Here is a 15,845-nt window from a genome sequence, read left to right on the forward strand (position 1 = left end):
TCACCCTTTCTAATCTCTATGTTTACTGGAAAACATCAGAATAAAGCTGATCAGAAGCAAAACATCCGATACCCAGATTGCCGGGATCCCCAGCCTCATGGACAGATTTCCTCCGCCACCGGCTCCAATGGCAAAAAAGAAAATTATCCCGAAATAATAAAGAGCCTGCTTCAGCTGTTCCGGACGTTTTTCACGACAATACACGGACAACGCCGCCGTGCCGCTTCGTAAATTTCCGATGCACATAGTGCTTGCATAGGAATAACCGCCCACCTTCCGGAAGGTCTGTACCTGCATGGCGCAGGAAAAGGATACCAGTACGGTTGCCAGCATATCCAATTCTCCCGGCATAAATCCCACCGCAAAAAGGATCAGGATCTCGATCAGCAGGATCATCTGCCTCCAGTGAAGTTTTTTTGCATATTTAAAGGTACTCTGGATCCGCTCTGCTGCCACAACACCGATGGCAAAAGCAAGAATCGGAAACAGATATCTTAATCCTTCTCCCCACTGTCCTGTCATAAAATTCTGGCTCATCAGCACCACGTTACCGGTCTGGGCGTTGGAAAACACCTCATCTCTTGTAAAATATGTGTAGGCATCCTGAAATCCGCCGGACATTGCCAGAAATATACTTGTAATGAAAGCTTCTGACATCTGTCGGTCTGCGTTCTGCAGCTTTCTGCCTCCTGAAACCACTCCAAATCACTCCCGTCATTGATTTTTTTCCTCGGGTGTATTATAGTTTGCTCAGAAGCAAATGTAAAAAGTATTATTAATATCGTAAACATATTAAAATCATATCACAGGATGGAGACAATACATGATCACTTATGACTACTACCGGATCTTTTATTTTGTAGCCCAGTATAAAAGTTTTACCAAGGCAGCACGGGCTCTTCATAACAACCAGCCAAATATCACCCGCTGTATGAACAACCTGGAGCAGGAGCTGAAATGTACGCTCTTTCTCCGCTCCAACAAGGGAATCGCACTTACACCGGAAGGCCGCCAGCTTTATGAACACGTTGCCCTGGCTTTTGAGCAGCTGTCCATCGGCGAGGAGGAAATCCGCCAGAACGGAGAGCTGGAGCATGGTCTGGTTTCCATCGGCGCCAGTGAAAATGCCCTGCGTCTGATCCTTCTGGAAAAGCTGGAGCTGTTCCGCGAGCAATATCCCCATGTTCGCCTGCGCCTTTTCAACCATTCTACTCCCCAGGCTGTACAGGCACTGAAAAATTATGCGGTGGATTTCGCTATTGTCACCACTCCGATCTCCATCCGCAAGCCTTTACAGAAAAAAAGTCTCCTGCGTTACCGGGAGATCCTTGTATGCGGAAGCAAATATAAGGATCTGACCACTGCCCCTATCAGCATCCATGAGCTTCAGGATCTGCCCTTTGTAGGTCTTGCGGAAGGGACCAGCACCAGAGAAATGTATATGAATTACTTTATGGAAAACCGTGTTTCTTTTCATCCTGACATTGAGGCAGCAACTACAGACCAGGTCCTTCCCATGATCGTCCACAATCTGGGAATCGGCTTTTACCCCGAGCCCCTTGCCCGGGAAGTGATCAATGACGGGAAGATTTTTGCCCTTCAGCTTAAGGAGCCACTTCCCCAGCGAGAAGTCTGCCTGGTCACAAACAGCAGTACTACCATGAGTACTGCTGTCAAAAAAGCTATTGAATTTATTGTGTGAATAATTTATTGTGTGAATACCTGCGGTGGATCACGAGTTTACGTTTACTGCTCCACGGTCCGCTCGATATGCATGGCAAGATATCCGATCTCGATGGGGTCCAGTTTTTTGCCAAGACTTTTCCCCAGGCTTTCGCAGACATCTTCTGCGATCCTGTAGGATTCCGGATATTTTTCTTCTATATAATCATTCATATCCAGCTTCAGTGTCTCCCCTGTGGAGACACGGGCTACCATATATTTGATGTGATTCATCATACGATTGTAGGACAGAGAGATAACATCAATCTTTTTTCCTGTAGCCATCTCGATCATGGCGATGCATTCCCGGACTGTTCTTGCTGTCTGCATGGCAACGGACACCTTCTCATCTCCAAGTGCGGAGTGAATGTGGAGGGCCACATATCCCACCTCATGATCATCGATCTCAATATCCATCCGCTCTTTCAGGATCTTCTTCAGAACTTCCGCCACCTTGAATTCGCTGTAAAAAAGCACCTTGATATCATCCGTCAGGGGATTGCTGATCTGCTCATGGTTCCGGATACGCCCCACTGCAAAAGAAATATGGTCTGCAAGCGGAAACAGGATTCCCTTATCTATGGTATCCCCGAAAGTTTTCTCCGCTTCTCTTAAGATCTCGTCTGCGATCTCAAGGAACTCCGGCGCCACACTTTTTGCCAGCTCTTTTGCCGAACCGCGTTCTGTCTCCTGAGCCAGTCTGTAAAGGGTGCAGCCGAAAGGCATCTCAAAACGCTGGCTGACCTTTTTTCCGAATCCCACACCTTTTCCCAGAAGCACATATTCCTGGTTTTCTTCCATATTTATGGCAATGACGCCGTTATTGTTCAATACCTTGCTCACTCTGTACATCTTTTTTCCCCACCATCTTTATATATCCTGCTGCTTTTCCACATTCTACCTTATTTTTTTCACCATCTGCCCCGGATATTCTGTCAGCATTTCTGTCTGCAGCTGTCGATTTTCTTTATCGTAACAGAATCTGTCTTTCGTGTAAAGCTCTTCTGATGACCACTGAACAGGAAAAACGCGCCCGGGCATTAGGCGCGCTTTCCATAAAATGATCATCTATATTATTGCTGAAAAATTTCTTATTCTTCCACAGTCTCCACTGCAAACAACGGCTCTCCTGCCTTGATCTCTCCGTTTGCCAGAAGGCGTACTCTCTGGTTGTCCTCGATCTCTGTGCAGAGGATCGGGGAACATAAGGACGGAGCATTTTCTGTGAGATACGGGATATCGATCTTCATCAGTGGTTCGCCTTTTTTCACATGCTGTCCCTGCTCTACCAGGATCTCGAAACCTTTTCCTTCCAGTTTCACGGTGTCGATTCCGATATGGAGAAGCATCGGAAGATCTGTATCTGTCTGGAATCCGATAGCATGTTTTGTGTCAAAAATAAACTCTACCTCGCCGTCTTCCGGAGCACAGATCACCGGATCCTTCGGTGTGACTACGGCACCTTCTCCCATCATTCCTTCCGCAAAGCCTTCATCCGGCGCTGTGGAAAGATCTGCAGCGATACCGGTTACCGGGCTGTAGATGATGGCTGTTCTCAGAACTTTTTTCTCTGACTGAGCTGCGCTGGCTGTGGATGTCTGGCCTGCGTTCTGAGCAGTCTCGCCTGTACTTCCTGCCTTCTGGCTGTCACCGACTGCTGACTGCTGCATATTCTGATCATTTGCTGTACGTGCTGCAGACTGACTCTGATCTCCCGTGCTGTCTGCATCCGCATTCTCTGCACTTTCAAAATACTCATTTGGCACAGTCTCCAGATAATCCTCCAGTTTGGATTTGATCACGGTTACCTGTGGTCCGTAGATGATCTGGACACCCTGGCCTTTTTTCACGATTCCTCTGGAACCTGTGGTTTTCAGAATGTCATCGTTGACTCTTGCTGCGTCATGAACCGTGATACGAAGTCGTGTTGCACAGCAGTCCACATCGCTGATGTTTTTCTTTCCGCCAAGACCGGCTGTGATGGCTTCACTTACCGGATCTGCGGATGTGCTTCCTGCTGCTTCACCGGCTTTTCCGGCTTCTTTTCTCGCGTTTACATCTGCTTTTGTATAAAGCTTTGTTTCTGTGTCGTCATCCTCACGTCCCGGAGTCTTGAAGTTGAACTTTTTGATCAGGAAGGTGAAGATCACATAATAGAGAATAAAGTAAATGATACCTACCGGGATAATCCTGAGCCAGCTTGTCTTTGCATTTCCCTGAAGGATCCCGAACAGGAACAGATCAAGGAAACCGCCGGAAAAGGTAAGTCCTACTGCAATATTCAGCATATGTGCGATCATATAAGCCGCGCCTGCAAGAACAACCTGTACCGCAAACAATGCAGGAGCTACAAACAGGAAAGAGAACTCCAGTGGCTCTGTGATTCCTGTAAGCATACATGCAAGGGCTGCGGAAAGAAGAAGTCCGCCTGCCGCTTTTTTCTTCTCAGGCTTTGCACAGCGGTACATGGCAAGTGCTGCTCCCGGAAGACCGAAGATCATGAAAATAAATTCTCCGGAGAAATATCTTGTTGCGTCTGCGCTGAAATGGGCTACATGTGCAGAATCCGCAAGCTGGGCGAAGAAAATATTCTGTCCGCCCTGTACCATCTGGCCTGCAACCTCCATGGTTCCGCCAACAGCTGTCTGCCAGAACGGCATATAAAATACGTGGTGAAGTCCGAACGGGATCAGCGCACGTTTGATAATACCAAAGATCAGGGTTCCGATATAACCGCTGCCTGTCACAAGGCCGCCCAGCGCATAAATACCGTTCTGGACTACCGGCCATATGAAATACATCAGAATTCCCACAAACATGTATACAATGGTAGAAATGATCGGCACGAATCTGGAACCGCCGAAGAAAGAAAGTGCGTTTGGAAGCACGATCTTATGAAAACGGTTGTGGAGTGTCGCGACACCAAGACCAACGATAATACCGCCGAACACACCCATCTGTAAGGACTGGATGCCGCAGACAGAAGTTACGGTACCTTCCAGAACGCTTTTTGCGATCTGTCCGTCTGCTGTGATCTTGTCATTTACTACCAGCATACCATTGATGGCTACGTTCATAACGAAGTAAGCGATCAGTGCGGAAAGAGCTGCTACCTCTTTCTCTTTTTTTGCCATACCGATGGCAACTCCTACTGCAAAGATCAGGGGCAGGTTATCAAATACCGCACTTCCGACTTTGTTCATGATGATCAGGAGTGCATTTAAGATGGTTCCGTCTCCCAGGATCTTCTCAAGTCCGTAAGTTGCAATGGTCGTCTCATTTGTGAAAGAACTGCCGAATCCAAGAAGCAGGCCTGCCACAGGAAGGATTGCGATGGGGAGCATAAAGGAACGTCCCACACGCTGCAAAACTCCGAAAATCTTGTCTTTCATGTTTTCTCTCTCCTTTTCTTTCGACGTTCTGGAGAGGGAATCTTTTAAGTGGGCAACAAAAAAAAGACACCAACCCCCATAAACGTCAAATAAAAAATAATAACATTTATGACTGGTTAATGCCTGCTTATCAGTTACACACCAAATCTGAAATACACTATACGGTTTTTGCATTGATATGTCAAGGAGTAATTTGATTTTTTCCCCAAAATATATCTCCTCATATCACTATCCGCTCCGTTGCCAGCAATCCCTCGCGGAATATTACCTGTGAACAGCAGCCATATAGCTACTATTCTCCGAAAGTATTCAGAAACGAAACAGACCTGAAATTCACTTATCTTGACTTTATTCTTACTTATGATAAGATGAACATAGAATGTCCGGCAGCAATGTTTTTTGCTCAGACAACACTATACATTTCATAAAAACGGAGGTACTTTTCCGATGAATACCATCAAGAAATTCATCCACTACTACGGCCCGTACAAAGCGGTCTTTTTTATTGACCTGATCTGTGCAGCCGTTATCAGTCTGGTAGATCTTGCTTATCCCCAGATTCTTCGTACTATGACAAAAACACTCTTTACACAGGACAAGGATATGATTCTTCATGCCCTCCCTGTGATCGCAGTCTCTCTTTTTGTTATGTACATTGTGCAGAGTCTCTGCAAATATTATGTAACCTGTCAGGGACATATGATGGGCGCAAATATGGAGCGTGATATGCGCCGGGAGCTTTTTGACCATTATCAGGAGCTTTCTTTTTCCTATTACAGCCGGAATAATTCCGGTCAGATGATGAGCAAACTGGTCAGTGACCTTTTTGATATTTCCGAGTTTGCACACCACGGACCTGAGAATCTTTTTATCTCCCTGGTAAAAATCGTCGGCGCTTTTATCTTCCTGTTCTTTATCAACAAGAAGCTGGCACTGCCGCTGATCATCCTGGTGATCGTGATGTTTGTTTTTTCTTTCCGCCAGAATGCAAAAATGCAGGAAACCTTCATGGAAAACCGGCGTAAGATCGGTGATGTAAATGCAAGTCTTCAGGATACACTTTCCGGTATCCGTGTGGTGCAGTCTTTTGCAAATGAGGACATTGAGCGGGAGAAATTTAAAAAAAGCAATGAAGCGTTCCTTGTTTCCAAAAGGGATAATTACCACTGCATGGGCGGTTTCATGAGTTCCAACCTGTTTTTCCAGGGTATGATGTATCTGGTGACTCTGGTTTACGGTGGTTATCTGATCGCTCAGGGTGAAATGCAGACCGGAGATCTTGCCATGTATGCCCTGTATATCGGAATCTTCATCAGTCCGATCCAGATCCTGGTGGAACTTGTGGAAATGATGCAGAAAGGACTTTCCGGTTTCCGCCGTTTTCTGGATGTGATGGAAACGGAATCGGAGATCAAAGATGCCGATGATGCTGTGGAGCTTAAGGATGTTAAAGGACATGTCCGTTATGACCATGTTTCTTTCCATTACAGCGATGATGAGACTCCTGTACTTTCCGATATTTCTATCGATATCCCGGCTGGAAGATCCATTGCCCTGGTGGGGCCTTCCGGAAGTGGTAAGACTACGATCTGCTCTCTTCTGCCCAGATTTTATGATGTGACCGGCGGTTCCATCACTGTAGATGGAAAAAATATCCGCGGGCTGACTCTCAAGAGTCTTCGAAGCCAGATCGGTATGGTGCAGCAGGATGTTTATCTTTTTGATGGAACCATTAAAGATAATATTGCCTATGGAAAACCAGGTGCTACTGACGATGAGATCATCAAAGCCGCCAAATGTGCAAGTATCCATGATTTTATCATGGAGCTTCCCGATGGATACGACACTTATGTAGGAGAACGTGGTACCAGACTTTCCGGCGGACAGAAGCAGAGGATTTCCATTGCACGTGTGTTCCTTAAAAATCCTCCGATCCTGATCCTGGATGAAGCTACCAGTGCGCTGGATAACGAAAGCGAGCGGTGGATCCAGAAGAGCCTGGAGGAGCTTTCGAAAAACCGTACCACGATTACGATCGCTCACAGACTCTCTACTATTCGCGATGCGGATGAGATCATTGTGATCACGGAGGATGGTATCGCTGAAAGGGGTACTCATGCTGAGCTGCTCGCTCAGAATGGGGTGTATGCTGCATATTACAATATGTAGAAAGGTACGAGGGAGGCGCTTCGCTGTCCCACTGAAATTATTATGGGATAAAAATAAAAACTGCTGTATATCTTATCAATAATGATGTAGATATATAGCAGTTTTTTATTTGTCACTTGTTTTTTTAATTCAATCAGCTATTACAGCAGATAAACCGGAAGTTCGTCCTTAATTCCTACTGGCTGGTTGTTGTCTGGCTGTTCTTTCTTCGGGGTGAGGAATTTGGCCTGGAGTTCGTCGGCGTTTCCTCCGCTGATCACGTTCTGGGCTACGGTTCCTGTTGTTTCTGCTGCAGCTGTTTTCTTTGCTGCGGTTTTACGTGTTGTTGTTTTTCTGGTAGTGGTTTTCTTTGCGGTTGTTTTTGTTGCGGCAGCTTTCTTTGCTGTGGTTTTCTTTGCAGGAGCTTTCGCTGCTGTTTTCTTGGCAGCTGGCTTTTCTGCAGCTTTTTCAGCTGTCTCTGCTTTTACCTCTGCCGGCTTCTCTGCTACTTTAACCTCAGCCTCTTTTACCTCTGCTTTTGTTTCTGTTTTGGATGCTTTTTCTGCATTTACTGCTCTTGCGATGCTTGCTTTACCTACTGACACGATTCATTACCTCCTCTGCCAATGCTATGTATTCTTTTGCGCTGCGGCTGCTTTTTTTGAATTCCACAACCGGTTCACTGCTGTCCTGAGACCATTCGATGGAGCTGTCCACACGGATAAAAGATTCGAAAAGGTAGATTCCTTCCATCTCTTTCAGAGTCTCCATGGTCTGCTTGAAATAATTCTTTCTGGCATCCGCCTTGGTCACCACGATTCCCAGAACCTGAAGCGCCGGAGCGATCTCACGGACTTCATTGAGGAAATCAAACATATTCGCAAGACCAAACATGCCCCATGGGCTTGCCTCCACCGGAACCAGAACGTAATCCGATGCACATAAGATGTTCATCACCCAGCCACCAAGAGTCGGCGGCGCATCGATGAGAATATAATCATAAACACCGGAATCCTTCACCTTCTGCAGACACTTCCGAAGGATAAACTCCCTCTGCCACTTTGTAAAAAGCTCATACTCCACAGAACTCATCAAAGTGGAAGACGGCACCAGATCCAGATTCTCATACTTCGTATGCACGATAAAATCACTGAGATCCGACTGATGCCCGATGGCATAGTAGAGATTCTTTTCCCCAGCTGCCATCTTCAGAACTTCCTCTTCATCAAAAAAAGAAAGGGAAAGATTCAGCTGCATATCACCGTCTACCATCAGTACCTTCTTACCCATGCCGGCCAGTGCCGCTCCCACATTGGAACAGCTGGTGGACTTTCCGCTGCCGCCCTTATTATTTGCAAAACAGATCGTTACTGTATTTCCCATTACAGCCTCCCGACAACATAATTTCGTATTTTCTGTCACTTGCCCTTATTATAATATAACGTTCTCCTAAAAACAAGCACATCCCCCATAAAACCACGAAAACCGACAAAATAACCTCACATAAAACAACAGTATATACACCCAAAAACAGCAGGTTCCGGATCACTCCGAAAACCTGCTGTCCTGATTCGCTGACTATTATTATTTTACGATAAAAGATTTTCTCTTGCTGACAACATCGAAGATAACCGCTGCCAGAAGAACCATACCTTTAACAACCTTCTGGATATTCTGGTCAATACCCATGATACTCATGCCAAGATTCAGAACACCCATCAGAAGTGCACCAATGATAACACCAGGAACTGTACCGGTACCACCATAAGCAGAAGCACCACCAATAAGTCAATCACAGTCCTTCTCCTGTATGTTTTCCTTACTGCTCGAATCTGCCCTTCATCTTCACTTCCTGCTCCCACACAGCGACCTTGCCGCGGGCAAACAGGCTGTTGATGTTGAGATTCTCATCCAGTACCAGAAGGTCTGCGTCTGCGCCTTCCGCTACACAGCCCTTGATTCCTTCTTTGCCAAGGAGTACGGCCGGAGTGCTGGTCAGAAGCTGTAAGGCATCCTCCAGCGGCATGCCCTCTCTTACCAGGATCTGGATGGTACGGTGCAGATACTTCGGGGACGCGTAGGTCAGGCCAATGCACTCGCCCTCTTCGTTGAAGCGCGGCTGGCTTCCGAACGCGTCACTGGACATGGTTACATGATCCAGGCTCACATCTTCGCGGTGCAACAGCTCATAGAGCTTCAGAGCATCGGATTCGACCTCCACATCATCGGCGCCGGCGGTGCAGTCAATGTAGCCGCCACGGCGCACCAGATCCGCGCCGGCATCAATCAGTCCAGGATTGCGTAAGATGTGGGTCGGCAGCAGGTTCTTGGCTGGAACGTCGGAATGATCCAGCACATAGAAAATCGGATCCAGTCTTCCCTCTCCGTCACCCATGTGCATGGTTACCAGGCCAGGGGTATTGCTGAGTAAGCCGGCTCTGCGCGCTGCAGTAGCCAGCGCGATCAGCTCTTCTCCGCCTGGGTTGGAGCTTCTGTGGTCCGATACCGCTACCTTCACACCGATCATCGGTGGAACCAGGATGATATCGCGCTCTACACTTCCGGTCAGGGTGGTCGGCGGGTAACCATAGGAACTGGTCAGAGTGTACACGGTCATGCCCTCTTCGGTCAGGGCGCGAGCTTTTGCGACCAGATTTTCCACACTGCGGGTTACGCCATCGGTTCCCAGAAGTCCGACTACCGTGGTAATACCATTTTTGAAGAATTCACTGAGCTGGGATTCCGGTACACGGGATGCCGGCCCCTGCTCTCCGCCGCCGCCTGTGATATGCACGTGCATGTCAATGTAAGCCGGAACAACGGTCTTTCCCTCCAGATCATAGGTTTCCACTCCCGGAAGTCCCTCATATCCCTCAATAGTATCCTGCATCAGAAGGATTTTTTCCCCCTCAATAAGGATATCTTTCTTTCCCAGTTTCTCCGGTGCGTACACATTCGCGTTTTTCAGTAACTTGATCATAATGTCAATTCTCCTGTCTCTTTCTTTTCCGCTTTTCTATTTCAAAGCTTCTGTCAGTCTGTCTCAAAGGTGCCTTTTACCAGTGCTTTTCCATACTCCACCATTTTCTGTCCACGGACAAATACCGTATCTACCAGAAATTCCTCATCCAGGATCACAAGATCCGCGTCGCTGCCCGGACGGATGCAGCCCTTTTTCGGGAATAATCCGTTGGCTCTGGCCGGGTTCTCCCCGCAGATGCGGATGGCTTTTTCCACCGGAACCCCTGCCTTTACAGCATCACGCACTTCCTCATGCAGGGAAGAAAGCCGTGTAACCAGAAGCTTTGCGCCGCCCCCGCCAATCACATGAACATGCTGGTCCACATAACCAGGAATTACCATTTTTCCATCTGCAGAAACAACTTCCACCGGAGCAGAAAGTTCCGGTGGATCGATGTGTTCTGCCACAGAAAATACTTTTTCATCTACGATCAGGATATCACGGATTCCTTTTGGATCCGGATCATACAGATTCGCGTTTTTAATCAAAAGCACTCTGGACATCGTATTTAGTTCTCCTTTTTCTTCTCATCATCGAGCTTGGCAATACCAAATCCGGTAAAGCCCCAGATGATTGCAAAAATCCAGCCGGTGTAGCACAGGATTGCCCATGGAAGGTAATCCAAAGTCTCTACGCCAAGGGTGGAAGCCATGTAAGCACCTGCTGCGGACCACGGGATCAGCGGTACAACTACGGTACCGGCATCCTCAAGGGTTCTGGACAGGTTCTTTGCCGCAAGCCCGCGCTCTTTGTAAGCGTCACGGAACATCTCGCCCGGAATCAGAATGGCAAGGTAAGAGTTACCGGTGGTCAGTGCCATGGTAATGCAGGCTGCAACGGTTGCGGTGATCAGCGCACCGGTACTCTTTGCCACGCTTAAGATCTTCTGGAGTACCACATCCAGACAGCCAGCCCGGCTCATGATACCTGCGAAGCAGAATGCGCAGAATACCAGAAGTGTGGTGCTCATAATGCCGTTCATACCGCCGCGGTTTAACAGCTTGGTTACGGCCTCGGAACAGGTCTCGGTGTCAAATCCTGCACGGTGGATCATGGATACATCAAAACCGTTTACGGTTGCCTTTAACACATCTCCTAACGCTACGTGCTGAATGAAGACACTCTCCAAGCCTGCTACAAAAGTAGAAAGAAGCATAACCGGAATGGTTGGCTTCTGAAGCAGGGAGCCGCCCAGCACGATCACTACCGGAATGATGATCAGCAGGTTCCAGCTGTACATGGAAGAAAGCTGGCTTAATAAAGTAGTAACGGTGTCAGAAGTAATATCTGCGCTTACATCTGCGTTCATACCAACAATGGCATATACCACCAGGGAAACGATGGTTGCTGGGACAGTGGTGTAGAACATATGTCCGATATGCTCATACAGTGTGCTGCCTGCCGCGATCGGAGCCAGGTTTGTGGTATCGGACAGCGGAGACATCTTGTCACCAAAGTAGGAACCTGCGATGCAGGCGCCTGCAGTAGCCGGAAGGGATACGCCAAGGGCGCTTGCGATTCCCATCAGGGCAACACCCATGGTTGCAACGGAACCCCAGGAGGTACCGGTAACAACCGAAACCACTGCCTCGATCAGGAACGCGGTAACCAGCATGAATTTCGGGTTTACGATCTGGACGCCGTAATAAATCATCATCGGAATGGTACCGGATGCCATCCAGGTACCAACCATAGCGCCAACACATACAAGAATCAGGATGGCAGGCATGCCCTTTGCGATCTTGGTGCAGATCTCATCCATCATCTCATCCCAGGTAATGCCTACACGGAACGCGATAAATGCTGCGATTGCAGCTACCATGATCAGAAGCGGCTCTGTGCTGTAGCCGAATACGCCTTTTCCGATGGTAAGGATCAGGAGCATTGCGACGATCGGTGTGATCGATTCCGCAAAAGTGGGCAGACGTTTGGCCCGTTCTTTCTTTTCTTTCATTTGTAGTTTCTCCTTTTAGCCTCCTTCGTGACAGTTTCACATTTTATCACGGCAGAGTATTAAGATTTGGACTTATTATATCAGAAAAGATAACGGGCAACAACTAAAACTTTATATTTTTTTATTTTCTTGTTACACGGGAGTTTGACACATTGAAATTCAAAAAAGTACCGCAAAGCCTTGAAACAGGCTTATTTTTTTGTCAAATTTTTATTTTTATTATATAGTAATATTTAGTGATATGTACTATAACAGTGGAAGCGGTAATTATTGTGCGTATAACAACATCAAAATCAAAAAATTCCGAGTCCTTTTATATCACTCAGTCCTATACAAATCCGGTTATTAAACCGCGCTTTGAAAGGAACTTATACTACAGAACAATTGCTCCATATTTTAAAAGACATAAAATTTGCAGATGTAGAAGAACAGGGTTTCATGCCGGTATATGAACGTCAGAAAATCACTGACGATCTCCACGAAACCTGTGGATTCAGAACAGACTATCAATTCATAACAAAACGGAAAATGAAAGGAATTCAGAAAAAAAGTAAGCGGAGATAAAACATTACTATGTTTCGTGTATGCAGATAAAAGTGCCACACCCCTTGTATTTGAAGGGCACTGAAAAACTTCCATTTCTTCTTAAGTGGAAGTTTTTCTTTTATATTATTTTCAAATCTTTACTTAGGAAAATCATAAAAAGCTATGGTTTACTCCATAGCCAGCTCATCTAATCTTACTATTCGTTTTACATTTGCTGTAAATGCCGTAAAATACATTTGCAGATGCATAGCAAATAAACCTCTCGAATCTGCTTTACGCAAACCGTGAGCTTCCTTTAGTTCTCCATTCTTTTCTTCTATCCTGTGCCGAATCTTCATTCGCTCCTGAAAATATTCGCTTTCTTCAAATTTAAGCCTTTCAAGATTTTTCTCGCTTGCTTGCGTGATACTGTAGCTTCTTGTTTTAGCGTTTGATCTTCCTACACGGCATTTTTCTCTTTGGGGACATTTCCGACACGTTACTTTGCTAAATATATATCTTAAATAAGTATTCCCATTTTTTGCCGTTCTTTTTTCTACACGCGTGGAAAGCTCTCCGGCAGGACACTGCAGCATCCCAGCATCTTTATTAAAGCAGAAACCTTCCTCAAGGTTCCCGTTTGCTGCAGCAGCTACTGCTGTATTGGTTCTGGCAATCAATGTAATCTCTTTTCCGCAGACTTCCAGATTGTCATCACTGACATATGCCATATCGCCTATAACTTCTGTAACTTTTATTCCATTTTCCTTCGCGTTTTCTATCAGTTTTGGTAATTCCTGCCCATCTGGTGCTCCTCCATCTGTTACAGTGATCCCCGCAATGAGACGTTCTTCAGTCATCGCAAGATGATTCTTATATCCATAGAACGTACTGGTTGCCGTTTTATGTCCAAACCGTGCATCTTTATCATCTTTGGATCGGATCTCTTTGAGCCGCTCATCTTCTAGTAGTTCTTTCATTTCATGAGAAAGTTTCTGTATCTTTTTATTTCCACAGGATTTTATTCCTTCCTCCAGAACCTGGAGTAGTTCCCTAGTATAGGCAATTTCTTCATCCAGTCCTGCTTCCAAAGAGGGTTTCTCAGGAAATCGCTCTGATAATTCAAAAGCTGTTTTATAAACCTCTTTCCGAAGTTGTTTGCTCATATCCCGCAGAATCTGCGTTGGAGATTTTGCCCAGACAGAAGCAATTGTATGGGTGGAATCAACGATAATGGTTCCCGATTTGATCAGATTTTTATCCAAAGCCTGTTGAATGGTTTCTTTTAACATTTCTTCCAGAATATCTTCTGTAATACGAGTTTTTCTGAATTTTGTGAGAAGACTGGGATCTATCATTTTTGCTTCTGGTTCCAGGTCAAGGAAAAATTTATATGCCATGTCCGTCTGGGCGCTGCTAATCAGGGCTTCGTCAGAAAGATCGTACAGTTTTTTCAGGAAAAGCAGTTTAAACATCATTTCTGGTTCCTTTGCCAGGCGACCGAAATTTTCACAAAAAAGCCCAATTCTTTTTTAGAATCAGACTTTTTCAGTGCCCTTTTAAATATGGTTTTGATTTGGTTTTGTAGCATAAAAAAATCTCCTTGTAGTTGTATTTGCATCGTGCAGATGCTTCTTTAACTACAAGGGCCGCTCTCACTACTTCTAAAAACCAATCAGTAGTGAGAGCGGCCGCACATTTGAGTTGAAGTGTCAACCCCTATTTAGGGAAAAACTAAAAAAGAGGTTAGACCTCATGTATAAGATCTAACCTTGAAAATTAACTAAATGACATTGACCAGTGAACAGTAACAAAATAACCTTACATAAAACAACAGTATATACACCCAAAAACAGCAGGTTCCGGATCACTCCGAAAACCTGCTGTCCTGATTCGCTGACTATTATTATTTTACGATAAAAGATTTTCTCTTGCTGACAACATCGAAGATAACCGCTGCCAGAAGAACCATACCTTTAACAACCTTCTGGATATTCTGGTCAATACCCATGATACTCATACCAAGATTCAGAACACCCATCAGAAGTGCACCAATGATAACACCAGGAACTGTACCGGTACCACCATAAGCAGAAGCACCACCAATAAAACAAGCACCGATCGCATCCATCTCAAAGTTTGTACCAGCCTGCGGGTTGGAAGAATTCAATCTGGCCATTGTCACCATACCTGCGATAGCTGCCAGAAGACCCATGTTCAGGTAAGCAAGGAAATAAACTTTGTTCGTATCAATACCGGAAAGCTTCGTAGCCTTCTCATTACCACCAACTGCGTAAAAATAACGACCGGTTGTAGTCTTGGAAGCAATGTATGTATAGATCGCGATGATCACTGCAACCCAGAGAAGAGAATTCGGAATACCTTTGTACTGAGCAAGTCTGAACATAAAAGCAAGAACAACTGCACAGATCAGGACCATCTTCACCGCAGTACCACCAAAAGCCTCAACACTGTAACCTTTCTTCGCACGATCCGCACGGTTCTTCATAACCAGCGCAACATAAACGATGCAGACAATAATACCAACTACAAAACAGGTTCTGTTAAAACCTTCACCTCCGCCAAGGAAATCCGGAATATAGTTATTAAAAAGACCAAGATAAGCATCCGGCATCGGAGCAAGAGTCTGACCTTCCAGAACAACATTGGAAAGACCACGGAAAGCAAGCATACCAGCCAAAGTAACGATAAACGGAGGAATCCGGACGTAAGCGATCCAGAATCCCTGCCATGCACCAATGGCAATACCTACCAGAAGCATCACGATCATGGTAAGATACGGATTCATGCTGTTGAGAACCATCATCTTACCACCGACAGCAGCAACAAAACATACAACTGAACCAACAGAAAGGTCGATGTTACCACCGGTTAAGATACAGAACAACATACCAGTTGCAAGAATAAATACATACGCATTCTGTGCTACCAGGTTATTTACATTCTGTGGAAGAAGCATAACACCCTTCGTGTTCACCGAAAACATGATCACTACAAAAACAAGCACAATGACCATGGTATATTTCTTTAACATTTCTGAAAAACTAATCTTTTTCTCCAT

The 15,845-nt window shown here is 45.8% G+C and carries 11 protein-coding genes and 3 pseudogenes; 3 read left to right on the forward strand and 11 right to left on the reverse strand.

Annotated elements, in window-relative coordinates; translation table 11 throughout:
• Positions 1-9: 9 nt before the first annotated feature.
• Positions 10-657: a YoaK family protein gene (locus AC04Q6_RS04745; RefSeq protein WP_118062746.1), complete on the reverse strand. Its 648-nt coding sequence runs from the start codon at positions 655-657 to the stop codon at positions 10-12.
• Between the two features lie 166 nt (positions 658-823).
• Here AC04Q6_RS04745 and AC04Q6_RS04750 point away from each other — a divergent pair, with 166 nt between their 5' ends.
• Positions 824-1,702 (forward strand): LysR family transcriptional regulator, encoded by an 879-nt coding sequence (locus AC04Q6_RS04750; RefSeq protein ID WP_118062725.1) that lies wholly within the window; start codon positions 824-826, stop codon positions 1,700-1,702.
• A 44-nt stretch (positions 1,703-1,746) separates the two neighbouring features.
• Here AC04Q6_RS04750 and AC04Q6_RS04755 read toward each other — a convergent pair whose 3' ends face one another.
• On the reverse strand, positions 1,747-2,574 hold the full coding sequence (locus AC04Q6_RS04755) for a PRD domain-containing protein (protein ID WP_118169793.1): 828 nt from the start codon (positions 2,572-2,574) through the stop codon (positions 1,747-1,749).
• A gap of 239 nt (positions 2,575-2,813) precedes the next feature.
• Positions 2,814-5,114 carry a PTS sugar transporter subunit IIABC gene (locus AC04Q6_RS04760; RefSeq protein ID WP_119247798.1) on the reverse strand — a complete coding sequence of 767 codons (2,301 nt, stop codon included), beginning with the start codon at positions 5,112-5,114 and terminating at the stop codon, positions 2,814-2,816.
• Between the two features lie 447 nt (positions 5,115-5,561).
• On the opposite strand from AC04Q6_RS04760, the gene AC04Q6_RS04765 reads away from it, so the two are divergent.
• A complete protein-coding gene (locus tag AC04Q6_RS04765; protein WP_118070687.1) occupies positions 5,562-7,283 on the forward strand; it encodes an ABC transporter ATP-binding protein in 1,722 nt (573 codons plus the stop codon).
• A 140-nt stretch (positions 7,284-7,423) separates the two neighbouring features.
• Here the strand turns inward: AC04Q6_RS04765 and AC04Q6_RS04770 are convergent, their stop codons facing one another.
• The 6 genes and pseudogenes from AC04Q6_RS04770 to nhaC form a co-directional block, all read right to left on the reverse strand.
• Complete coding sequence (locus tag AC04Q6_RS04770; protein WP_178087476.1) at positions 7,424-7,867, reverse strand: hypothetical protein; 444 nt, start codon at positions 7,865-7,867, stop codon at positions 7,424-7,426.
• Entirely contained in the window at positions 7,854-8,645 is a 792-nt protein-coding gene (locus AC04Q6_RS04775; RefSeq protein WP_118070685.1) for a ParA family protein, read from the reverse strand. The genes AC04Q6_RS04770 and AC04Q6_RS04775 overlap by 14 nt, the downstream gene beginning before the upstream one ends.
• Before the next feature lie 201 nt (positions 8,646-8,846).
• Positions 8,847-9,047: pseudogene (locus AC04Q6_RS04780) on the reverse strand (sugar ABC transporter permease); the annotation flags it as partial.
• Positions 9,048-9,081: 34 nt separating this feature from the next.
• Positions 9,082-10,242, reverse strand: a complete 1,161-nt coding sequence (gene iadA / locus AC04Q6_RS04785) for a beta-aspartyl-peptidase (protein WP_015526031.1) — start codon at positions 10,240-10,242, stop codon at positions 9,082-9,084.
• Between the two features lie 53 nt (positions 10,243-10,295).
• Positions 10,296-10,787 (reverse strand): amidohydrolase family protein, encoded by a 492-nt coding sequence (locus tag AC04Q6_RS04790; protein ID WP_015526032.1) that lies wholly within the window; start codon positions 10,785-10,787, stop codon positions 10,296-10,298.
• Positions 10,788-10,792: 5 nt separating this feature from the next.
• A complete protein-coding gene (gene nhaC / locus AC04Q6_RS04795) occupies positions 10,793-12,238 on the reverse strand; it encodes a Na+/H+ antiporter NhaC (RefSeq protein WP_015526033.1) in 1,446 nt (481 codons plus the stop codon).
• A 336-nt stretch (positions 12,239-12,574) separates the two neighbouring features.
• Here nhaC and AC04Q6_RS04800 point away from each other — a divergent pair.
• A pseudogene (locus AC04Q6_RS04800) lies at positions 12,575-12,802 on the forward strand (IS1634 family transposase); the annotation flags it as partial.
• Between the two features lie 149 nt (positions 12,803-12,951).
• Here AC04Q6_RS04800 and AC04Q6_RS04805 read toward each other — a convergent pair.
• Positions 12,952-14,280 (reverse strand): annotated as a pseudogene (locus tag AC04Q6_RS04805) (IS1182 family transposase); the annotation flags it as partial.
• A 389-nt stretch (positions 14,281-14,669) separates the two neighbouring features.
• Positions 14,670-15,845, reverse strand: coding sequence for a multiple monosaccharide ABC transporter permease (mmsB, locus tag AC04Q6_RS04810; RefSeq protein ID WP_119247797.1), 1,176 nt, complete (start codon positions 15,843-15,845; stop codon positions 14,670-14,672).

The organism is Blautia sp. HA9023 (assembly GCF_056504095.1).

Excerpts from the sequence above, each read along its gene's own strand:
- mmsB (WP_119247797.1), bottom strand. The coding sequence starts at position 15,845 with ATGGAGAAAAAGATTAGTTTTTCAGAAATGTTAAAGAAATATACCATG.
- AC04Q6_RS04750 (WP_118062725.1), top strand. The coding sequence starts at position 824 with ATGATCACTTATGACTACTACCGGATCTTTTATTTTGTAGCCCAGTAT.
- AC04Q6_RS04775 (WP_118070685.1), bottom strand. The coding sequence starts at position 8,645 with ATGGGAAATACAGTAACGATCTGTTTTGCAAATAATAAGGGCGGCAGC.
- AC04Q6_RS04765 (WP_118070687.1), top strand. The coding sequence starts at position 5,562 with ATGAATACCATCAAGAAATTCATCCACTACTACGGCCCGTACAAAGCG.
- AC04Q6_RS04745 (WP_118062746.1), bottom strand. The coding sequence starts at position 657 with ATGTCAGAAGCTTTCATTACAAGTATATTTCTGGCAATGTCCGGCGGA.
- AC04Q6_RS04790 (WP_015526032.1), bottom strand. The coding sequence starts at position 10,787 with ATGTCCAGAGTGCTTTTGATTAAAAACGCGAATCTGTATGATCCGGAT.
- nhaC (WP_015526033.1), bottom strand. The coding sequence starts at position 12,238 with ATGAAAGAAAAGAAAGAACGGGCCAAACGTCTGCCCACTTTTGCGGAA.
- iadA (WP_015526031.1), bottom strand. The coding sequence starts at position 10,242 with ATGATCAAGTTACTGAAAAACGCGAATGTGTACGCACCGGAGAAACTG.
- AC04Q6_RS04755 (WP_118169793.1), bottom strand. The coding sequence starts at position 2,574 with ATGTACAGAGTGAGCAAGGTATTGAACAATAACGGCGTCATTGCCATA.
- AC04Q6_RS04760 (WP_119247798.1), bottom strand. The coding sequence starts at position 5,114 with ATGAAAGACAAGATTTTCGGAGTTTTGCAGCGTGTGGGACGTTCCTTT.